The 20,070-nt window shown below is 55.6% G+C and carries 21 protein-coding genes; 7 read left to right on the plus strand and 14 right to left on the minus strand.

Going from position 1 to position 20,070, the window contains the following annotated elements; genetic code table 11:
• Together diaA and dolP are read left to right on the plus strand one after the other, a co-directional pair.
• A complete protein-coding gene (diaA, locus tag QQF33_RS04050; RefSeq protein WP_003861754.1) occupies positions 1-591 on the plus strand; it encodes a DnaA initiator-associating protein DiaA in 591 nt (196 codons plus the stop codon).
• Positions 592-600: 9 nt separating this feature from the next.
• The gene (gene dolP / locus QQF33_RS04055; RefSeq protein ID WP_100778770.1) at positions 601-1,176 is read left to right on the plus strand and encodes a division/outer membrane stress-associated lipid-binding lipoprotein; all 576 of its coding nucleotides are present in this window, start codon (positions 601-603) and stop codon (positions 1,174-1,176) included.
• Between the two features lie 35 nt (positions 1,177-1,211).
• Here the strand turns inward: dolP and QQF33_RS04060 are convergent, their stop codons facing one another.
• Positions 1,212-2,249, minus strand: coding sequence for a permease (locus tag QQF33_RS04060; RefSeq protein ID WP_285157415.1), 1,038 nt, complete (start codon positions 2,247-2,249; stop codon positions 1,212-1,214).
• Positions 2,250-2,288: 39 nt separating this feature from the next.
• Complete coding sequence (locus QQF33_RS04065) at positions 2,289-2,933, minus strand: NAD(P)H-binding protein (protein WP_285157416.1); 645 nt, start codon at positions 2,931-2,933, stop codon at positions 2,289-2,291.
• A 128-nt stretch (positions 2,934-3,061) separates the two neighbouring features.
• On the opposite strand from QQF33_RS04065, the gene QQF33_RS04070 reads away from it, so the two are divergent.
• Entirely contained in the window at positions 3,062-3,580 is a 519-nt protein-coding gene (locus QQF33_RS04070) for a type 1 glutamine amidotransferase domain-containing protein (RefSeq protein WP_103948848.1), read from the plus strand.
• On the opposite strand, the gene QQF33_RS04075 is transcribed toward QQF33_RS04070, so the two are convergent.
• The gene (locus QQF33_RS04075; protein ID WP_285148148.1) at positions 3,560-3,994 is read right to left on the minus strand and encodes a YhbP family protein; all 435 of its coding nucleotides are present in this window, start codon (positions 3,992-3,994) and stop codon (positions 3,560-3,562) included. The two genes, QQF33_RS04070 and QQF33_RS04075, sit on opposite strands and share 21 nt — an antisense overlap.
• Before the next feature lie 56 nt (positions 3,995-4,050).
• On the opposite strand from QQF33_RS04075, the gene QQF33_RS04080 reads away from it, so the two are divergent.
• Positions 4,051-4,350, plus strand: a complete 300-nt coding sequence (locus QQF33_RS04080) for a GIY-YIG nuclease family protein (RefSeq protein ID WP_285145811.1) — start codon at positions 4,051-4,053, stop codon at positions 4,348-4,350.
• Here the strand turns inward: QQF33_RS04080 and QQF33_RS04085 are convergent.
• Positions 4,337-4,840: a GNAT family N-acetyltransferase gene (locus QQF33_RS04085; RefSeq protein ID WP_282491795.1), complete on the minus strand. Its 504-nt coding sequence runs from the start codon at positions 4,838-4,840 to the stop codon at positions 4,337-4,339. The two genes, QQF33_RS04080 and QQF33_RS04085, sit on opposite strands and share 14 nt — an antisense overlap.
• Positions 4,834-5,358, minus strand: a complete 525-nt coding sequence (ubiT, locus tag QQF33_RS04090; RefSeq protein ID WP_282491797.1) for a ubiquinone anaerobic biosynthesis accessory factor UbiT — start codon at positions 5,356-5,358, stop codon at positions 4,834-4,836. Before ubiT ends, QQF33_RS04085 begins: the two co-directional genes overlap by 7 nt.
• A gap of 220 nt (positions 5,359-5,578) precedes the next feature.
• Between ubiT and ubiU the strand changes: the two genes are divergently transcribed.
• The 3 genes from ubiU (at position 5,579) to QQF33_RS04105 (ending at position 8,548) form a co-directional block, all read left to right on the plus strand.
• A complete protein-coding gene (gene ubiU / locus QQF33_RS04095) occupies positions 5,579-6,574 on the plus strand; it encodes a ubiquinone anaerobic biosynthesis protein UbiU (protein ID WP_285157417.1) in 996 nt (331 codons plus the stop codon).
• A gap of 8 nt (positions 6,575-6,582) precedes the next feature.
• Entirely contained in the window at positions 6,583-7,461 is an 879-nt protein-coding gene (locus QQF33_RS04100) for a U32 family peptidase (protein WP_285157418.1), read from the plus strand.
• Positions 7,462-7,540: 79 nt separating this feature from the next.
• Positions 7,541-8,548 (plus strand): luciferase-like monooxygenase, encoded by a 1,008-nt coding sequence (locus tag QQF33_RS04105; RefSeq protein ID WP_285157419.1) that lies wholly within the window; start codon positions 7,541-7,543, stop codon positions 8,546-8,548.
• Between the two features lie 68 nt (positions 8,549-8,616).
• On the opposite strand, the gene mtr is transcribed toward QQF33_RS04105, so the two are convergent.
• The 9 genes from mtr to infB all read right to left on the minus strand — a co-directional run bounded on the left by mtr (position 8,617) and on the right by infB (position 20,052).
• Entirely contained in the window at positions 8,617-9,861 is a 1,245-nt protein-coding gene (mtr, locus tag QQF33_RS04110; protein WP_285157420.1) for a tryptophan permease, read from the minus strand.
• A 143-nt stretch (positions 9,862-10,004) separates the two neighbouring features.
• Complete coding sequence (locus QQF33_RS04115; protein WP_285145815.1) at positions 10,005-11,936, minus strand: DEAD/DEAH family ATP-dependent RNA helicase; 1,932 nt, start codon at positions 11,934-11,936, stop codon at positions 10,005-10,007.
• Positions 11,929-12,009: a protein YrbN gene (yrbN, locus tag QQF33_RS04120; RefSeq protein WP_097919743.1), complete on the minus strand. Its 81-nt coding sequence runs from the start codon at positions 12,007-12,009 to the stop codon at positions 11,929-11,931. Before yrbN ends, QQF33_RS04115 begins: the two co-directional genes overlap by 8 nt.
• 109 nt (positions 12,010-12,118) lie before the next feature.
• A complete protein-coding gene (gene nlpI, locus QQF33_RS04125; protein ID WP_282491803.1) occupies positions 12,119-13,003 on the minus strand; it encodes a lipoprotein NlpI in 885 nt (294 codons plus the stop codon).
• Positions 13,004-13,111: 108 nt separating this feature from the next.
• The gene (pnp, locus tag QQF33_RS04130; protein ID WP_095283551.1) at positions 13,112-15,247 is read right to left on the minus strand and encodes a polyribonucleotide nucleotidyltransferase; all 2,136 of its coding nucleotides are present in this window, start codon (positions 15,245-15,247) and stop codon (positions 13,112-13,114) included.
• A 241-nt stretch (positions 15,248-15,488) separates the two neighbouring features.
• Complete coding sequence (rpsO, locus tag QQF33_RS04135) at positions 15,489-15,758, minus strand: 30S ribosomal protein S15 (RefSeq protein ID WP_003861789.1); 270 nt, start codon at positions 15,756-15,758, stop codon at positions 15,489-15,491.
• Positions 15,759-15,908: 150 nt separating this feature from the next.
• Entirely contained in the window at positions 15,909-16,853 is a 945-nt protein-coding gene (truB, locus tag QQF33_RS04140) for a tRNA pseudouridine(55) synthase TruB (RefSeq protein WP_285145816.1), read from the minus strand.
• Positions 16,853-17,254: a 30S ribosome-binding factor RbfA gene (gene rbfA, locus QQF33_RS04145; RefSeq protein ID WP_100778756.1), complete on the minus strand. Its 402-nt coding sequence runs from the start codon at positions 17,252-17,254 to the stop codon at positions 16,853-16,855. The genes truB and rbfA overlap by 1 nt, the downstream gene beginning before the upstream one ends.
• 104 nt (positions 17,255-17,358) lie before the next feature.
• A complete protein-coding gene (infB, locus tag QQF33_RS04150) occupies positions 17,359-20,052 on the minus strand; it encodes a translation initiation factor IF-2 (RefSeq protein ID WP_282491806.1) in 2,694 nt (897 codons plus the stop codon).
• Positions 20,053-20,070 lie beyond the last annotated feature (18 nt).

Here is a 20,070-nt window from a genome sequence, read left to right on the forward strand (position 1 = left end):
GTGCTCGAAAGAATTAAGGTTTGTTTCACAGAAAGCATTCAAACTCAGATTGCAGCGGCGGAAGCCCTCCCGGATGCTATTTCTCGTGCCGCGATGACGCTGGTACAGTCCCTGCTGAATGGCAACAAAATCCTCTGTTGTGGCAATGGCACATCGGCCGCCAACGCACAGCATTTTGCTGCCAGCATGATCAATCGTTTTGAAACAGAACGCCCAAGTTTACCCGCCATTGCACTTAATACCGATAATGTGGTCTTAACGGCGATCGCCAACGATCGTCTGCATGACGAAATATACGCAAAACAGGTGCGCGCCCTTGGGCATGCCGGGGATGTTCTGCTGGCGATTTCCACGCGCGGTAACAGCCGCGATATCGTCAAAGCCGTGGAAGCGGCCGTGACGCGCGATATGACTATCGTCGCGCTGACGGGCTACGACGGCGGCGAACTGGCGGGTCTGTTAGGGCCGCAGGATGTGGAAATCCGCATTCCTTCTCATCGCAGCGCGCGCATTCAGGAAATGCACATGCTGACGGTGAACTGCTTATGCGATCTGATCGATAACACGCTTTTCCCTCACCAGGATGATTAAGGAGTACTAATGAAGGCATTAACGCCCCTCGCAGTCCTTATTTCTGCGCTGCTGCTTCAGGGATGCATCGCGGCGGCCGTCGTCGGTACGGCGGCTGTTGGCACCAAAGCCGCAACCGACCCGCGCTCTGTGGGAACCCAGGTGGACGACGGTACGCTGGAACTTCGCGTGAACAGCGCCCTGTCGAAAGACGAACAAATTAAGAAAGAAGCGCGCATTAACGTGACCGCTTATCAGGGCAAAGTGCTGCTGGCAGGCCAGGCGCCGAATCTGGATCTCGCCTCCCGCGCGAAACAGATCGCCATGGGCGTCGAAGGGACCACCGAGGTGTTTAACGAAGTGCGTCAGGGCCAGCCGATTGGTCTGGGTACCGCGTCGTCTGATACCTGGATTACCACCAAGGTGCGCTCCCAGCTGCTGGGCAGCGATCAGGTGAAATCCTCTAACGTGAAAGTTACTACCGAGAATGGCGAAGTGTTCCTGCTCGGCCTGGTCACCGACCGGGAAGGCAAAGCGGCAGCGGATATTGCCAGCCGCGTGAGCGGCGTGAAGAAAGTCACCACCGCCTTTACCTTCATTAAATAAGAAAATCCCCGGCACTGGCCGGGGATTTTTTTGTCCTACAGTAGCGCAATACTTCCTGTTATCACCCCACTCAGTGCCACCAGCCCGCCCGTCAGCCACAGGGCTTTTGCCGGGAATGACTTACGCAGCATGATCAGCGACGGCAAACTGACCGCAGGCAGCGTCATCAGCAGCGCCAGAGCAGGTGCCGCGCCCATTCCAGCGAGCATCATGGTTTGCACGATCGGGATCTCCGCCGCCGTCGGAATGACGAACAGACATCCGGCGACCGCCATCGCAATCACCCACAGCAGGGAATTATCGATCGCCCCGTCCGCGTGCGGGAAGAGCCAGACGCGCGCCGCGCCCAGAACCAGCACCGCCAGAATATAGACCGGGATGGTGCTCCAGAAGAGTTGCCACAGCGCTTTGCCCCAGCGGGAGAAGAACTCGCCCTGGGGTTCAGACATATCAACCTCAACTGACGCGGGCTGGACGTTCTGCTCTTTCACCAGACGCTGCACCAGCGAAGCCACCACCAGTACCATGATTAGCCCCGCCACCAGCCGGATCAGCGCAAAATGCCAGCCAAGCACAAAGCCCATAAACACCAGCGTGGCCGGATTAAGGACCGGATTGCCCATCCAGAATGCCAGCGCGCCGCCCATCGACACATTCTGACGCCGCATGCCTGCCGTGACGGGTGCGGCGCAGCAGGAGCACATCATCCCCGGCAGCGAGAAGATCGTGCCGAGCAGCGTCCCCTGAAAGCGCGGTTGCCCGAGGGTTCGCAGTAACCACTGGCGCGGAATGAGAACCTGAATCAGCGACCCCAGCAGCACGCCCAACACGGCGGCTTTCCAGACGGCGAGGAAGTAGACCATAGCGTAATCCCACGCCGCCTGGAGCGGGCTGGCGTCGGCCTGGGCGAGGATCGATTTGCCGATGGTATGGGTTTCAGCTGCGGTGAAGGCTTTGCCGTAATAGGGCTGCCATTTCACATACCAGAGACCAACAATAACGACGAGAAAAAAGAGTGCGGGCTTCCACCACTGAAATGGCGTTGCCGCCTGAGATGAAGACTGACCAGTCATAGCATTCCCCGGGAGTGAGATTCATTTAGCCCGGGGAGTTTACGCCTCGCCTTTTGCGATTTCACGCAGTTTAGCCGACGGGATGATATTGACGCCCTCCTTTGAGGGGGAGCGAGCTTCATGGAGCATGGCGCTCGCCACATCACGCGCCTGAATGGATTTCCAGTTGCCGGGGAAAAGCTGGAACAGCGGCGCAAAAATCGACTCATTGAAACGCTGCTTTTCACGATCGCCCAGCAGCATTGACGGGCGCACAATCGTGAGCCGGTCCCAGTTCTGCGCGATCAGGGCGTCTTCCATTTTGCCTTTCACTTTGTTGTAGAAAAACGGCGAGTTCGCGTTCGCGCCCATCGAGCTGACCACTAAGAAGTGCTTCGCCCCCAGACGTTTGGCAGTGAGCGCCGTATCCACCACCAGCGTGTAGTCGGCGTGGATAAAGGCCTCTTTGCTGCCGGCTTCACGGCGGGTGGTCCCTAGGCAGCAAAAGGCGATATCGATCGGATCCTGCACCTGGGCGAGGGCATCCGTCAGCTGCGGATCGTGAGGATTGTATACGCCCGAGATGTCCGCTAACGGGCGTCGGGTGGGCGCGGCGATGTAATTGATCCTCGGCTCCCGGATCAGCATTCTCAGAAGGTGATCGCCCACCAGCCCGGTGGCTCCTGTGATTAATACCTGGCTCATTTTATCTCCTTTGCAGATTAGTCCGTTTGCGATTTCAGCCTGCTTAGCCACACTTAAAAGTCTGTTACGGGTAAGTATTTACCACAAACGGAAAAAAATCTGTCTGAAGCCAAAACAACGGAGGAAACATGGGCAAGAAAATAGCCGTATTGATCACCGACGAGTTTGAAGATTCAGAGTTCACCTCACCCGCCGAGGCATTTCGCAAAGCCGGGCACGAGGTGGTGACGATCGATAAGCAGGCCGGAAAAACGGTAAAAGGCCATAAGGGCGAGGCCAGTGTGACCATCGACAAAGCCATTGATGAAGTGCGCCCGGCAGACTTTGACGCCCTGCTGTTACCTGGCGGCCACTCCCCGGATACGCTGCGCGGCGACGAGCGCTTTGTGACGTTCACACGTGATTTTGTCTCCAGCGGCAAACCTGTTTTCGCCATCTGCCACGGGCCGCAGCTGTTGATCAGCGCCGAGGTGGTGCGGGGGCGCAAACTGACCGCGGTTAAACCGATCGTTATCGATCTGAAAAATGCGGGAGCAGATTTCTACGATCAGGAAGTGGTCGTCGATAACAATCAGCTGGTCACGAGCCGGACGCCGGACGATCTGCCGGCCTTTAACCGCGAAGCACTACGCCTGCTCGGATCGTAGCCAGTGAAGCTTCTTACCGAAGCCCAGCGTGTTGTCGGTAAATTTCAGCTCATCGAGGCGAATTTCCCAGACTGGCGCTGACATGGCAAGAGCCATCGGGAAGCGGCGCGTGTAGCGCTTGCGCATTGCGTCGCTCTCCTCCCCTTCCAGACGACGAATCTCACCTTTAAACTGCACGCCGCGGATCAGCGCGACATTTTTCGGCTGACCGTTGATCGTCCCTGCGACCGGCGCGATGGGCCCGGACATCTGCGCATGGCGGGTTTTGTCTTCGCTCAGGACGTAAAACGCCACGCGCTCGGGATCGTAATAATAAAACGCATTCGCGCACCACAGATCGCCCTCACGGTGGACACACCAGGTGACGACGTGCTGCTTTGCCAGCCAGCGGCTGATGGCGGCCAGAGTTTCCATTATTGTTCCCTCTCATGCTATGGTGCGTTCACCTTAACATACTGAATCTATGAACCGTGTGCTGGTTTCTTTATCTTGTCCGAACGGCCAACAATGCGCTCTACACCGGGATTACCACCGATGTGCCGCGGCGCTTCCTTGAACATCAAACGGGAAAAGGCGCCAAAGCGCTGCGGGGGAAAGGTGAGCTGACGCTGGCCTTTTCGGCGCACGTGGGTGAGCGCTCGCTGGCGCTGAAGATGGAGTACCGCATTAAACAGCTGACGAAGCGCCAGAAAGAGCGCCTCGTCGCCGGGGATGGGTCGTTTGAGGCCCTACGCGAGAGCCTGCAAACGGCGCCGGTTAAAAGCGATTGAAGTGATCGTGATACTCAACCAGACCGCTGACGCCGTTCAGGGCGTCATCCGCCAGGCGATGCACCTGGAAGGCGGTTTCGGTGCCCGGCCAGCGGCAGTGCAGATCGTAAGGCGCGGCAGGCTCAAACCCTAAGCGACCGTAGAACGCCGGATCGCCGAGCGTCACCACCGCGGCATAGCCAAATTCATTCAGGGAATCGAGCCCTTCATACACCAGCTGGCGCGCCAGCCCCTGACCGCGATAGTTTTCATCCACGGCCAGCGGGGCCATTCCGACCCACTGCAGATCTTCACCCTGAACGGCGACCGGGCTGAACGCCACATAACCCACGACCTGCCCTTCATCGTCCGTCGCGACCAGACCGAGCGTCACCAGACCGTCTTCGCGCAGATCGTGGACCAGTCGGGCCTCGCCGTCTTCCGGGAACGACCGACGTAATAATGCATCAATACCTGGGGCATCAATCCCAATTTCAACTCGAATCAGCATGGCTCACCTACTGAAGTGTGTTTACTTTCAGGCGGGTTTTTCAGACCAGCCTCAACGAAATCGGCCATTTGCATCAGCACCGTGCGCAGCGCCTTCGGCATCTGATCCAGTTCAATGGCATCCATTAAATTTTTGACGTACAGGCCAAGCTCGGTATCGCCTTCAATCACCAGACGACGCTGGAAGAAGAGGGTATCCGGGTCCTGCTTACGGGCGGCAATCATCAGCAGATCGCTGGCGTTCGCACTGAAACTGACATCCGCTGGGGCGGAATCACTGACCAGCAGCTTGCCGTTCTCAACGGAGGTAAACCAGCGCAGTCCAATGTCACGCACCTCGATACTCAGCCAGCGGCCTTCCAGAAACTCCAGCTCGCCCTCTTCCAGCGCCTGGCGGAACTGCCAGCTTAGCACCTGTTGAAGCACCTGACGCTTAAGGGCGAACGGTGTCAGTTTGACCGGCACGCTCAGCATTGATGGACCAAATTGTACGAGGCGTGAACGCAGTTTTTCCAGCACGAGCTTTACTCCCTGATGTCGATAATCCCGTTATTTTGCCATATCCGGCAGCCATCGTAGCGGCGTAAATCAACAAACCGTATTGCGACGTCATTGATTATTGGTGTCATCAATACGCCATTAACTGCCTTAAATCAAAAATTGTCGCGTGGAGGTTAATTAAACTCCCCGTTCGTTAACAATTTTGTGCCCTCTGGGGCAGCGAACGTCAGGATAAATTATGGAGCTGCTCTGTCCAGCCGGAAACCTTCCGGCACTTAAGGCGGCCATCGAAAATGGCGCCGACGCGGTCTATATCGGTCTGAAAGATGACACCAACGCCCGCCATTTTGCTGGTCTGAACTTCACGGAGAAAAAGCTTCAGGAAGCGGTTAACTTCGTCCACCAGCACCGCCGCAAATTACATATCGCCATCAACACCTTCGCCCATCCCGATGGCTATGCGCGCTGGCAGCGCGCGGTGGATATGGCGGCCCAGCTTGGGGCAGATGCCTTGATTCTGGCCGACCTCGCTATGCTGGAGTATGCCGCAGAACGCTATCCGCATATTGAGCGCCATGTCTCTGTTCAGGCTTCGGCCACCAACGAGGAGGCCGTGCGTTTCTATCACCGCCACTTCGACGTCGCCCGCGTGGTGTTGCCGCGCGTGCTCTCTATTCATCAGGTTAAGCAACTGGCGCGGGTCTCGCCAGTTCCCCTGGAAGTTTTTGCGTTCGGCAGTCTGTGCATTATGGCGGAAGGCCGTTGCTATCTGTCGTCCTATCTGACCGGCGAATCGCCGAATACCGTCGGGGCCTGCTCCCCTGCCCGCTTTGTGCGCTGGCAGCAGACGCCGCAAGGGCTGGAATCGCGTCTGAACGACGTGCTGATCGACCGCTACCAGGACGGGGAAAACGCCGGTTATCCGACGCTGTGTAAGGGCCGCTATCTGGTCGACGGCGAGCGGTATCACGCTCTCGAAGAGCCGACCAGCCTGAACACCCTGGAGCTGCTGCCAGAACTGCTGGCGGCGAATATCGCCTCGGTGAAAATCGAAGGCCGCCAGCGCAGCCCGGCGTACGTCAGCCAGGTCGCCAAAGTGTGGCGTCAGGCGATTGACCGCTGCATGGCCGATCCGCAGAACTATGCGCCCCAACCGACCTGGATGGACACCCTGGGCGCAATGTCCGAAGGCACGCAAACCACGCTTGGCGCGTATCACCGTAAATGGCAGTGAGATAATCCATGAAATATTCATTAGGACCGGTGCTCTACTACTGGTCAAAAGAGACGCTGGAAGATTTTTACCAGCAGGCGGCGGGCAGCAGCGCCGATACGATTTATCTCGGTGAATCCGTGTGCAGCAAGCGTCGTGCAACCAAAGTGGGCGACTGGCTGGATATGGCGAAAACCCTCGCGGGCAGCGGCAAGCAGGTGGTGCTGTCGACGCTGGCGCTGGTGCAGGCCTCGTCCGAGCTTGGCGAGATTAAGCGCTACGTCGATAACGGCGATTTTCTACTGGAAGCGAGCGATCTTGGCGTGGTGAATATGTGCGCCGAGCGCAAGCTGCCGTTTGTCGCCGGGCACGCGCTCAACTGCTACAACGCCGTGACGCTGCGCCTGCTGTTGAAACAGGGGATGACGCGCTGGTGTATGCCGGTGGAACTGTCCCGCGACTGGCTGGTCAATCTGCTGAATCAGTGCCAAGAGCTGGGCATCCGCGACCAGTTTGAAGTGGAGGTGTTGAGCTACGGGCATCTGCCGCTGGCCTACTCCGCGCGCTGCTTTACCGCCCGTTCGGAAGATCGCCCGAAAGACGAGTGTGAAACCTGCTGCATCAAGTATCCGAACGGCCGCAATATGCTGTCGCAGGAGAACCAACTGGTGTTTGTGCTGAACGGCATTCAGACCATGAGCGGCTATGTTTACAACCTCGGCAACGAGCTGACGTCGATGCAGGGCGTGGTGGATATGGTGCGTCTGTCGCCGTTAGACACTGACGTCTTTGCGATGCTGGATGCGTTTCGCGCCAACGAAAATGGCACCGCGCCATTGCCGCTGAAGGCCAACAGTGACTGTAACGGTTACTGGAGACGCGTGGCAGGGCTGGAGCTGCAGGCCTAAAAAAAGCTCACTTTGTTAACAACAAGGGTTAATTTTTAATGCACTATTAAAAGATATGCCGTCGACAAAGTGAGCTGTTATGACTGATAAATCCATTCCCTTTTCGGTGCTCGATCTGGCGCCGATCCCAGAAGGCTCCTCTGCGCGAGAAGCCTTTTCTCACTCTCTGGATCTCGCCCGTCTCGCGGAACAGCGCGGATATCATCGCTACTGGCTGGCGGAGCATCACAACATGGTTGGCATCGCCAGCGCCGCGACCTCGGTGCTGATTGGCTATCTGGCCGCGAATACTACCACCCTTCATCTCGGCTCGGGCGGCGTGATGCTACCGAACCACTCCCCGCTGGTAATTGCCGAGCAGTTTGGCACGCTGAATACCCTTTATCCGGGGCGTATTGATTTAGGGCTTGGCCGTGCGCCGGGCAGCGATCAGCCGACCATGCGCGCGCTGCGTCGCCATATGAGCGGCGATATTGATAACTTCCCGCGCGATGTGGCGGAGCTGGTGGACTGGTTCGATGCGCGCGATCCAAATCCACATGTGCGTCCGGTTCCTGGCTACGGTGAGAAGATTCCCGTATGGCTGTTAGGTTCAAGCCTCTACAGCGCACAGCTGGCGGCACAGCTCGGCCTGCCGTTTGCGTTCGCCTCCCACTTTGCCCCGGATATGTTGCATCAGGCGCTGCATCTTTATCGCACTAACTTCAAACCGTCAGAGCGGCTGGAGAAACCGCACGCGATGGTGTGCATCAATATCATTGCCGCCGACAGCAACCGCGATGCGGAATTCCTGTTCACCTCGATGCAGCAGGCCTTCGCCAAACTGCGTCGTGGCGAAAGCGGGCAGTTGCCGCCACCGGTGGAGAATATGCATCAGCTGTGGTCAGCGTCGGAGCAATACGGCGTGCAGCAGGCGCTGAGCATGTCGCTGGTGGGCGATAAAGCGAAAGTGCGTCACGGGCTGGAGGCAGTGCTGCGCGAAACGCAGGCCGATGAGATTATGGTTAACGGACAGATTTTCGATCACCAGGCGCGTTTGCATTCGTTTGATCTGGCGATGCAGGTGAAAGAGGAGTTGTTGGGGTAGTTTTGTGCCCGGTGGCGCTGCGCTTACCGGGCCTACAAATTTATGCTGCCGCCATCCGGCAAAGCGTTTTACTGATACACCGGCAACACATCAAAGCTCGACAGAATATGCACCAGCGCGTTACCGACACCGAACACCAGAATCAGCGCAATCATCGGCTTGCCGCCCCAGACGCGGAATTTTGGGCTGCCGAAGCGTTTACGTGATTTACGCGCCAGCAGCGCCGGAACAATCGCCGCCCAGATGGTCGCCGCCAGACCCGCATACCCGATGGCATACAGGAAACCGTTAGGCCACAGCAGGCCACCCACAATTGGCGGCAGGAAGGTCAGCAGCGCGGTTTTCAGACGGCCCATCGCGGAATCATCAAAGCCAAACAGATCCGCCAGGTAGTCGAACAGGCCCAGCGTCACGCCGAGGAACGAACTCGCCACCGCAAAGTTTGAGAACACCACCAGGAGCAGATCCAGACTGCGGCTGTTCAGCACGCCACTCAGCGCCTGCACCAGCACATCAATATTCCCGCCCTTCTGAGCAATGCCGATAAATTCCGGACGCGGGATGTTGCCCATCGTCCCCAGCAGCCAAATCACATACAGGCCCAGCGCCAGCAGCGTACCGTAAACCAGGCAGCGAATGATGGTGCGCGGATCTTTGCCGTAATACTTCATCAGGCTCGGGACGTTACCGTGATAGCCAAACGACGCCAGACAGAACGGCAGTGTCATCAGGAGATACGGCGAGTACGACGCGTGAGTTTCCGCAACGTTAAACAGCGTCGCGGGCGTGACGTGCCCCAGCAGGCTGCCGAAAGTCAGGAAGAAAGTAATCACCTTTGCGCCGAGCACGATAGCCGTCATGCGGCTCACCGCTTTAGTGCTCATCCAGACGATAAAGGCTACCGCCAGGGCGAAGACTAAACCGGCCATCCGTGCCGGAATGTTTAGCGACATCTCGGCAAACGTATGGTGCAGGATCGAACCGCTCGCCGAAATGTAGGCGTAGGTCAGGATGTAGAGCACGAAGGCAATCGAGATGCCATTCACCACGTTCCAGCCTTTGCCCAGCAGATCTTTGGTGATGGTGTCGAAGCTCGACCCGATACGGTAGTTCAGGTTGGCTTCGAGGATCATCAGCCCGGAATGCAGCATACAGAACCAGGTAAACACCAGCGCCGCCAGCGACCAGAAGAACCACGCACCGGACATCACCACCGGCAGGGAAAACATCCCTGCGCCAATTATCGTCCCGCCGATGATCACCACGCCGCCGAGCAGCGAAGGTGAAGTTTGTGTGGTGGTTAGTGTCGCCATACAGCCCTTTCTCCAGTTAAACATTTTGCTACTGCATTTTAATGTGTCGCACTGTACCAGTACGATAGTACAAATGGAATAAAAAAAGCCCCGATAAAAATATCGGGGCTGTAATGATTACTTTACGCTATCAGGCGTGGCAATTACGCGTCGCGACGACGGGTAGTGCCTTCTTCGCGACGTGGGCCGCGATTTTCGCGACGCTCACCGCTGAAGCGGCCTGCACCGGCTGGTGCTGCGCCATCACGACGAGGACCACGACCGCCTTCACGACGCTCACCGCCACCGAAACGACGCTCGCCCGCTGGACGATCGCCTTCACGACGAGGACCACGGTCCGGACGCGGCTGGGCATCGCCCATCAGCTGCATGTTCATCGGCTTGTTCAGGATGCGAGTGCGAGTAAAGTGCTGCAGAACTTCGCCCGGCATGCCTTTTGGCAGTTCGATAGTAGAGTGAGTACCGAACAGCTTGATGTTACCGATGTAACGGCTGCTGATGTCACCTTCGTTAGCGATAGCGCCAACGATATGACGAACTTCAACACCGTCATCACGGCCAACTTCAATGCGGTACAGTTCCATATCGCCTGCGTCACGACGCTCACGACGTGGACGGTCTTCACCGCTACGCTCTGGACGGTCGCCACGTGGGCCACGGTCATTGCGGTCGCCGCGTGGAGCACGATCGTTGCGATCGAAACGATCGTCACGGTCGCGGAATTCACGCTTAGGACGCATCGGTGCATCAGGTGGCACGATCAGAGCACGTTCGCCCTGGGCCATTTTCAGCAGCGCTGCAGCCAGAGTTTCGATGTCCAGCGCTTCGCCTTCCACGGTCGGCTGGATTTGCGCCAGCAGAGCACGGTACTGATCCAGATCGCTGCTTTCCAGCTGCTGCTGGACTTTCGCGGCGAATTTTTCCAGACGGCGTTTGCCCAGCAGGTCTGCGTTTGGCAGGTCTGCTTCTGGAATGGTCAGCTTCATGGTGCGTTCAATGTTACGCAGCAGACGACGCTCACGGTTCTCAACGAACAGCAGAGCACGGCCAGCACGACCCGCACGACCGGTACGACCGATACGGTGAACGTAAGACTCGGAATCCATAGGGATATCGTAGTTCACAACCAGGCTGATACGTTCTACGTCCAGACCACGTGCTGCCACGTCGGTTGCAATCAGGATGTCCAGACGACCGTCTTTCAGACGCTCCAGAGTCTGCTCACGCAGGGACTGGTTCATGTCGCCGTTCAGCGCTGCGCTGTTGTAGCCGCTACGTTCCAGAGCTTCAGCCACTTCCAGGGTCGCGTTTTTGGTACGTACGAAGATAATCGCCGCATCAAAATCTTCTGCTTCCAGGAAACGCACCAGCGCTTCGTTTTTACGCATTCCATGTACAGACCAGAATGTCTGGCTGATGTCCGGGCGAGTGGTCACGCTGGACTGGATGCGCACTTCCTGCGGATCCTTCATGAAACGACGGGTGATACGACGGATCGCTTCTGGCATGGTTGCAGAGAACAGAGCGGTCTGATGACCTTCTGGGATCTGAGCCATGATGGTTTCTACGTCTTCGATGAAGCCCATGCGCAGCATTTCGTCAGCTTCATCCAGAACCAGACCGCTCAGTTTAGAGAGATCCAGAGTACCGCGTTTCAGGTGATCCAGCAGACGGCCAGGTGTACCGACAACAATCTGTGGACCCTGACGCAGGGCGCGTAACTGCACGTCATAACGCTGGCCGCCGTAAAGGGCTACCACGTTCACGCCGCGCATATGTTTAGAGAATTCAGTCATCGCTTCCGCAACCTGAACAGCCAGTTCACGGGTCGGAGCGAGCACGAGGATCTGCGGAGCACGCAGTTCCGGATCAATGTTGTGCAGCAGTGGCAGCGAGAACGCTGCGGTCTTACCGCTACCAGTCTGGGCCATGCCCAGCACGTCACGACCAGAGAGCAGATGCGGGATGCATTCAGCCTGGATCGGAGATGGTTTTTCGTAACCCAGATCGTTAAGGGCTTCAAGGATAGTGGCCTTCAGGCCCAGATCTGCAAAAGTGGTTTCGAATTCAGCCATGTAGTACAAGTGCCTCGATATTAATGGCGGCCAGTCTACATAACTCGTCGTGAAAATGATTAGCAATTTTCATTGAAAAGTGTGAACCGGCTCAAAGTAGGTGTATTGACGAACAACAACGCCCTCACCAGTTAAGGTGATGGCAATCAAAAAATGATTACGGGCTGAAGTGGTGACGTCAGCTATTGCTGGTCCGATTCTGCCAGGTCGTCTTGCTCCTGGCCCAAGAGCGATAATTCCAACAATGCATAACGGTGCTCAACGAAGTTGTGGACGTTGTTAGCAACCGCTAATTTGAACAGTGCCGTGGCGCTGTCCTTATCCCCCAGACTTAGGTAGTACTTACCTAAATAGAAGTTGGTTTCACTGAGATGCTCAGCGAGCGAGGTGTTATCCGTTGCGTCCGCCTTGAGCCTATCCATCAGCGTTGCTTCGCTAATGTTGCCCAGGTAGAACTCGACAATGTTCCATCCCCATTGTTCCTTGTCCGATTTCTCGAAACGTTGCTTTAACGTCTCTTTCGCCTGCTTCTCATCGAGCTTCTGCTCAACGATGTAAAGCCACAGGACGCGGAAAGGATCATTAGGATCGTCTTGATAAAACGCCAGCAGATCATCTTGCGCTAACTTGTCACGACCGCCGTAATACAGGGCGATACCGCGATTCAAGTGCGCGTAGTTGTAAGTTGGATCAAGCTCAAGTACAGAATCAAACGCTTCATAGGCAGCATCAAAATTGCCTGCCTGCGTTAAATATATGCCTAAGTAATTGAATACTTCAGGCATATCAGGTCGGATTGCCAGCGCTTGTGAAAAATCATTTCGCGCTAGTGCCCTCAGACCGAGACTATCATACAACACTCCGCGCTCATATAAAAGCTGTGCGCGTTCATCATCGGTTAAAGCCCGACTGGCAAGAATTTGTTCCATGCGTGCCAGAATCACTTCCTGCTGCAAAGTCGGTTGCAATGGCACTGCGAGGACTTCGCTCTTACGCCAGGCAGAGTTGCTGCATCCTGCCAGCGTTAAAGCTGTCGCAACGAAACACCAGCGCAAAAAAGGCTTCATTTCCCACTCCCGAAGACAACTATTGGATGAACGTCCTGTCCCCCGGCTGCTAACAAGGCGTCCTGCCTGATAATACGCCCTCCGCCAAAGCGGAGGGCAAATGCAACCTTACTCGCCTTGTTCTGCGGCCGGGGCTTCCGGCGCGGCAGCAGGCTGAGACTGCTCGGTTGCTTCTTTAATGCTCAGACGGATACGGCCCTGGCGGTCAACTTCCAGAACTTTAACCGGTACTTCCTGGTTCATCTGCAGGTAATCGGTCACTTTCTCAACGCGCTTGTCAGCGATCTGAGAGATGTGAACCAGACCTTCTTTACCGCCACCGATGGCAACGAACGCGCCAAAGTCAACGATACGGGTCACTTTACCATTGTAGATGCGACCCACTTCGATTTCTGCAGTGATCTCTTCGATACGACGAATCGCGAATTTCGCTTTTTCGCCGTCGGTCGCTGCGATCTTCACGGTACCGTCATCTTCGATTTCGATGGTGGTGCCGGTCTCTTCAGTCAGAGCACGGATCACAGAACCGCCTTTACCGATCACGTCTTTGATCTTGTCTGGGCTGATCTTGATCGTGTGGATACGCGGTGCGAACTGAGAGATGTCGCCGCGCGGCGCGTTGATCGCCTGTTCCATCACGCCCAGGATGTGCAGACGCGCACCTTTAGCCTGGTTCAGAGCAACCTGCATGATCTCTTTGGTGATACCTTCAATTTTGATATCCATCTGCAGCGCAGAGATACCTTCGCGGGAACCCGCTACTTTGAAGTCCATATCGCCCAGGTGATCTTCGTCGCCCAGAATGTCAGACAGAACAACAAAGTTGTCGCCTTCTTTCACCAGGCCCATTGCGATACCCGCAACAGCGGCTTTGATTGGCACGCCTGCATCCATCAGAGCCAGGGAAGCGCCACACACGGAAGCCATGGAAGAAGAACCGTTAGATTCGGTGATTTCAGAAACCACACGAACGGTGTACGGGAATTTGTCAGCTTCCGGCATAACCGCCAGCACGCCGCGCTTCGCCAGACGACCGTGACCAATTTCACGACGCTTAGGCGAGCCAACCATACCGGTTTCGCCTACGGAGTACGGAGGGAAGTTGTAGTGGAACAGGAAGCTGTCAGTGCGCTCGCCCATCAGTTCGTCAATGTTCTGCGCGTCACGTGCGGTACCCAGAGTGGCTGTTACCAGCGCCTGAGTTTCGCCACGGGTGAACAGTGCGGAACCGTGAGTACGTGGCAGAACGCCGGTACGCACATCCAGACCACGGATCATGTCTTTTTCGCGGCCATCGATACGCGGTTCGCCAGCCAGAACGCGGCTACGTACAGCATTTTTCTCGATAGCGTGCAGGATTTCGCTCAGCTCGTTCGCGTCCAGAGATTCATCTTCAGCAACCAGCGTAGCGATGGTTTCGGATTTGATGACGTCAATCTGAGCGTAACGCTCTTGTTTGTCAGTGATGCGGTATGCATCACTCAGACGAGCTTCTGCCAGTGCAGCAACGCGCGCGTTCAGCGCTTCGTTCACGGCTTCTGGCTGCCAGTCCCAACGTGGTTTACCGGCTTCTTTCACCAGATCGTTGATGTTCTGGATAACAATCTGCTGCTGCTCGTGGCCAAACACCACCGCGCCCAGCATCTGGTCTTCGCTCAGCAGTTCTGCTTCGGATTCAACCATCAGTACCGCAGCTTCGGTACCGGCAACAACCAGGTCCAGCTTACTTTCTTTCAGCTCATCCTGAGTCGGGTTCAGTACGTACTGGTCGTTGATGTAACCGACGCGAGCAGAACCGATAGGACCGTTGAATGGAATACCTGACAGGGACAGTGCAGCGGATGCACCGATCATCGCTACGATGTCCGGGTTAACCTGTGGGTTAACGGAAACAACGGTCGCAATAACCTGAACTTCGTTAACGAAGCCTTCCGGGAACAGCGGACGAACCGGGCGGTCAATCAGACGCGCAATCAGGGTTTCGCCTTCGCTTGGACGGCCTTCACGACGGAAGAAGCCACCCGGGATTTTACCAGCAGCGTAAGTACGCTCCTGATAGTTAACGGTCAGCGGGAAAAAGTCCTGACCTGGTTTAGCTTTTTTCTGGCCAACAACGGTCACGAATACCGCAGTGTCATCCATGCTTACCATAACGGCAGCAGTAGCCTGACGTGCCATCATGCCGGTTTCCAGAGTGACGGTATGCTGACCATACTGGAATTTACGAACGATCGGATTCAGCAAAATTCTGTCCTTTCTTAATGAATGACAGCACACCTTCGGTGTGCTGTCGATTTAACCCGACCTTCTTCGCATCCTCGCGACTAATGACAACCGACACCCCCATGGGTGAAGCCTCTCATTAGCCGCGCGAACCTCTGCAATGAAGATCATTTATAGCAACAATACAATAGTTTCCAGTGAATTGCTGCCGTCTGGTTGAAAAAAGGGGCCATTAGGCCCCTTTTTCTGAAACTCGCAAGACTTAGCGACGCAGACCCAGACGCTCGATCAGCGCGGTGTAGCGTGCAACATCTTTACGTTTCAGGTAGTCGAGCAGTTTACGACGCTGAGAAACCATACGCAGCAGACCACGACGGCTGTGGTGATCTTTTTTGTGCTCTGCAAAGTGACCCTGCAGGTGGTTAATCTGTGCAGTCAGCAGGGCTACCTGAACTTCGGTAGAACCGCTGTCGTTAGTACCACGACCGAACTCGGAAACGATTTTAGCTTTAGCTTCAACGCTTAGAGACATGATGAACTCCAAAAAATAAAGAATGAAAGGGTGCCGATCTCTAATTCAGCAACCCCAGTTTACGCCCCGCAGATTGTTAAACAATTTACCAGGCGTTAAGCGGCGATATTCTACCCGTCTCCCCTGCTTATCGCAAGGCAAGTAAATATCTTAAAGGGGATATTCAACCACCAGGCGACGCGGTGCGACACGGCCTTCGTCGTCGATTTCACCCATTCCGATGAACTTGTTTTCTTCGCCTTCCGTCACGCGAACCAGCCCGGTATGCGGGGTATCTGTCGTGCGAACCGGATTGCCGTTTTTAAAGTAAACGGATGACGTTAATGGCAAATTCACGATCGGGAAATCAGCGGCCGGGCTGTCCATTGGCATCAGCAGCGGATCGAGCAGATCGGCCGGGGAGATCCCCTGCTCTTCTGCCTGTTTGACCAACGCACGCAGTTGCTCAAGCGTCACCATGCGTTCGACCGGATATTTGCTGACAGCCAGACGACGCAAGTAGATGACATGCGCGCCACAACCCAGCTTTTCACCCAGATCGTCAATGATGGTACGAATATAGGTCCCTTTCGAACAGTGAACTTCCAGCTCCAGTTCATCGCCTTCGTGACGAATGAACAGCAGCTCATAGACCGTGATCGGGCGCGCTTCACGCGGGACATCAATACCCTGACGCGCGTACTCGTAGAGCTTTTTACCCTGATACTTCAGCGCCGAATACATGGACGGCACCTGTAAGGTATCGCCACGGAAGCTTTCAAGCGCCGCCTGAAGCTGTTCGTCACTGAAGGTCACCGGACGCTCTTCGACAACCTGACCATCCGCATCGGAGGTATCCGTGCGCTGACCCAGTTTTGCGATCACGCGATAACGCTTATCGGAATCGAGCAGGTACTGGGAAAACTTGGTTGCTTCGCCCAGACACACCGGCAGCATGCCGGTCGCCAGCGGATCCAGCGCGCCGGTATGTCCGGCGCGGTTGGCGTTATAAAGACGCTTCACTTTTTGCAGCACGTCGTTACTGGATGCACCCTGAGGTTTATCCAGCAACAGCACGCCGTGCACGTCGCGACCGCGACGACGAGGACGACTCATCAGTCCTCCTTGCTGTCGTCCGGGTTCACACGACGTTCATCGTCATGTTTAACCACGCTGGTCACCAGGTTGGACATGCGCATACCTTCTACCAGGGAGTTATCGTAGAAGAAGGTCAGCTCAGGCACGATACGCAGGCGCATCGCTTTGCCGAGCAGAGAGCGGATAAAACCAGAGGCTTCCTGCAGGGCTTTAATGCCGTTTTTAACAGCTGCTTCGTCTTTGTCGTTCAGGAAGGTGACGAACACTTTGGCATACGCCAGGTCACGGGACATTTCAACGCCCGAAACGGTGGTCATCATTCCCACGCGTGGGTCTTTGATTTCGCGCTGCAGGATGAGAGCGATCTCTTTCTGCATCTCCTGAGCAACGCGCTGTGGGCGACCAAATTCTTTCGCCATAATAAATTCTCCAGACAAAAAAGGGGCCATAAGCCCCTTTTGATATTTCATGCCGGATGGCGCTTCGCTTACCCGGCTTACAATTTTCTTAACCCTTTCAGGGATTAAGCGATGCTACGCTGGATTTCGATGATTTCGAACACTTCGATCATATCGCCAACGCGAACGTCGTTGTAGTTCTTAACGCCGATACCACATTCCATGCCGTTACGGACTTCGTTAACGTCATCTTTGAAGCGGCGCAGGGATTCCAGCTCGCCTTCGTAGATAACCACGTTGTCACGCAGAACGCGGATTGGGTTGTGACGTTTGATGGTACCTTCGGTAACCATACAACCCGCAATCGCACCGAATTTCGGTGATTTGAACACGTCACGAACTTCAGCCAGACCGATGATCTGCTGTTTCAGTTCCGGAGACAGCATGCCGCTCATCGCTGCTTTCACTTCGTCGATCAGATGGTAGATGACGGAGTAGTAGCGCAGATCCAGGCTTTCTGAATCGATAACTTTACGCGCAGAAGCATCAGCACGAACGTTGAAGCCAACCAGAATCGCGTTGGACGCCGCAGCCAGGGTTGCGTCGGTTTCGGTGATACCACCGACACCAGAACCGATGATCTTCACTTTCACTTCGTCGGTAGACAGTTTCAGTAAAGAGTCGGAGATCGCTTCCACAGACCCCTGAACGTCCGCTTTCAGTACGACGTTCACTTCGTGAACTTCGCCTTCGGTCATGTTAGCGAACATGTTCTCGAGCTTAGATTTCTGCTGACGAGCCAGTTTAACTTCGCGGAATTTGCCCTGACGGTACAGCGCAACTTCACGCGCTTTCTTCTCGTCACGAACAACGGTCACTTCATCACCGGCAGCCGGAACACCGGACAGACCCAGGATTTCCACAGGAATGGATGGACCTGCTTCCAGAACTTCCTGACCCAGTTCGTTACGCATCGCACGAACACGACCGTATTCGAAGCCGCACAGCACGATGTCGCCTTTGTTCAGGGTACCTTCACGGACCAGAACAGTGGCTACCGGACCACGACCTTTATCGAGGAAGGATTCGATAACTGCACCGCTTGCCATGCCTTTACGAACGGCTTTCAGTTCCAGAACTTCAGCCTGCAGCAGGATGGCGTTCAGCAGGTCATCAATACCGGTACCTGCTTTCGCAGAAACTGGGATGAACTGAGACTCACCGCCCCACTCTTCCGGCATAACACCGTACTGGGACAGTTCGTTTTTAACGCGATCCATATCCGCTTCTGGCTTATCGATCTTGTTCACAGCAACAACCACTGGCACCTGCGCCGCTTTCGCGTGCTGGATAGCTTCGATTGTCTGTGGCATCACGCCATCGTCTGCTGCAACAACCAGAACAACGATATCCGTTGCCTGAGCACCACGAGCACGCATGGAGGTAAACGCGGCGTGACCCGGGGTATCCAGGAAGGTGATCATACCGTTGTCCGTTTCAACGTGGTATGCACCGATATGCTGGGTGATGCCGCCCGCTTCGCCAGAGGCCACTTTCGTTGAACGAATGTAGTCCAGCAGAGAGGTTTTACCGTGGTCAACGTGACCCATGATGGTCACAACCGGTGCGCGGGATTCTGCCGCAGCGCCAGTGTCACGGTCGCTCATTACCGCTTCTTCCAGCTCGTTTTCACGACGCAGGATAACTTTGTGGCCCATCTCTTCAGCAACCAGCTGTGCGGTTTCCTGATCGATAACCTGGTTAATGGTTGCCATTGCGCCCAGTTTCATCATCGCTTTGATGACCTGAGAGCCTTTCACAGCCATTTTGTTTGCCAGGTCGCCCACGGTGATGGTTTCGCCGATCACAACGTCGCGGTTAACGGCCTGAGCAGGTTTCTGGAAGCCCTGCTGTAAAGAGGAACCTTTACGCTTGCCACCTTTACCACCACGAACAGCGGCGCGCGCTTCTTCACGGTCAGCTTTAGATTCAGAGTGCTTGTTGCCTTTCTTCTGAGGACGTGCCGCTTTGGTCGTACGAGTACGGCCACGGCCGCCTTCGACTTCACGATCGTTCTCATCTTCGGCCTGGCGAGCATGCTGAGACGTGGTGACGTGATAATCGCTCTTATCCTCTTCACCTTTCTCTTTCTCTTGCTCAGCCCAAACACCCGCATTTTCTTCCGCCATACGACGTGCTTCTTCAGCGACGCGACGCGCATCTTCTTCGAGCTTGCGACGCGCTTCTTCTTCCGCTTTACGCTTCAGATCGGCTGCTTCATTTTCACGACGGGCTTTTTCTGCCTGGGCGGTTTTGGTCATATCGTCAGTCTGTTGATTGCTCACTTTGTCTTTTTCCGCAGCTTCACGCTTTGCTTTTTCACTGGCATCGCGTTTCGCTTTTTCAGCGGCCTCACGTTCAGCTTTTAATACTGCCTCACGCTTGGCTGTTTCTTCTGCCTCACGATGGGCTTGCTCTTCCGCTTCACGCTGCGCCTGCTCTTCCGCTGCAAGGCGCTCGGCCTCTTGCGGATCACGTTTTACAAAGGTGCGTGTCTTGCGGACTTCGATTTGTACCGATTTACTTTTCCCACCGGTACCGGGAACGTTTAACGTGCTACGCGTTTTGCGCTGCAGCGTCAGTTTGTCAGGCGTAGAACCGTGTTCACGGTTCAGGTGCGCTAACAATGTTTGTTTTTCTTGCGCAGTCACTGAGTCATCAGCCGCCTTTGGGATCCCTGCATCAGCAAATTGCTGTACCAGGCGGTCCACAGGGGTTTGAATCTCAGCAGCCAGCGATTTTACAGTTACATCAGTCATGCTGTTCCTTCCTGCTAC

It is taken from the genome of Lelliottia wanjuensis (assembly GCF_030238365.1).
Lineage (GTDB): Bacteria > Pseudomonadota > Gammaproteobacteria > Enterobacterales > Enterobacteriaceae > Enterobacter > Enterobacter wanjuensis.

Coding starts and splice junctions, on each gene's coding strand:
- QQF33_RS04105 (WP_285157419.1), top strand. CDS start 7,541: ATGACTGATAAATCCATTCCCTTTTCGGTGCTCGATCTGGCGCCGATC.
- nlpI (WP_282491803.1), bottom strand. CDS start 13,003: ATGAAGCCTTTTTTGCGCTGGTGTTTCGTTGCGACAGCTTTAACGCTG.
- QQF33_RS04060 (WP_285157415.1), bottom strand. CDS start 2,249: ATGACTGGTCAGTCTTCATCTCAGGCGGCAACGCCATTTCAGTGGTGG.
- dolP (WP_100778770.1), top strand. CDS start 601: ATGAAGGCATTAACGCCCCTCGCAGTCCTTATTTCTGCGCTGCTGCTT.
- QQF33_RS04065 (WP_285157416.1), bottom strand. CDS start 2,933: ATGAGCCAGGTATTAATCACAGGAGCCACCGGGCTGGTGGGCGATCAC.
- mtr (WP_285157420.1), bottom strand. CDS start 9,861: ATGGCGACACTAACCACCACACAAACTTCACCTTCGCTGCTCGGCGGC.
- QQF33_RS04115 (WP_285145815.1), bottom strand. CDS start 11,936: ATGGCTGAATTCGAAACCACTTTTGCAGATCTGGGCCTGAAGGCCACT.
- QQF33_RS04075 (WP_285148148.1), bottom strand. CDS start 3,994: ATGGAAACTCTGGCCGCCATCAGCCGCTGGCTGGCAAAGCAGCACGTC.
- infB (WP_282491806.1), bottom strand. CDS start 20,052: ATGACTGATGTAACTGTAAAATCGCTGGCTGCTGAGATTCAAACCCCT.
- rbfA (WP_100778756.1), bottom strand. CDS start 17,254: ATGGCGAAAGAATTTGGTCGCCCACAGCGCGTTGCTCAGGAGATGCAG.
- QQF33_RS04085 (WP_282491795.1), bottom strand. CDS start 4,840: ATGCTGATTCGAGTTGAAATTGGGATTGATGCCCCAGGTATTGATGCA.
- rpsO (WP_003861789.1), bottom strand. CDS start 15,758: ATGTCTCTAAGCGTTGAAGCTAAAGCTAAAATCGTTTCCGAGTTCGGT.
- truB (WP_285145816.1), bottom strand. CDS start 16,853: ATGAGTCGTCCTCGTCGTCGCGGTCGCGACGTGCACGGCGTGCTGTTG.
- QQF33_RS04070 (WP_103948848.1), top strand. CDS start 3,062: ATGGGCAAGAAAATAGCCGTATTGATCACCGACGAGTTTGAAGATTCA.
- QQF33_RS04100 (WP_285157418.1), top strand. CDS start 6,583: ATGAAATATTCATTAGGACCGGTGCTCTACTACTGGTCAAAAGAGACG.
- yrbN (WP_097919743.1), bottom strand. CDS start 12,009: ATGAAAATTGCTAATCATTTTCACGACGAGTTATGTAGACTGGCCGCC.
- ubiU (WP_285157417.1), top strand. CDS start 5,579: ATGGAGCTGCTCTGTCCAGCCGGAAACCTTCCGGCACTTAAGGCGGCC.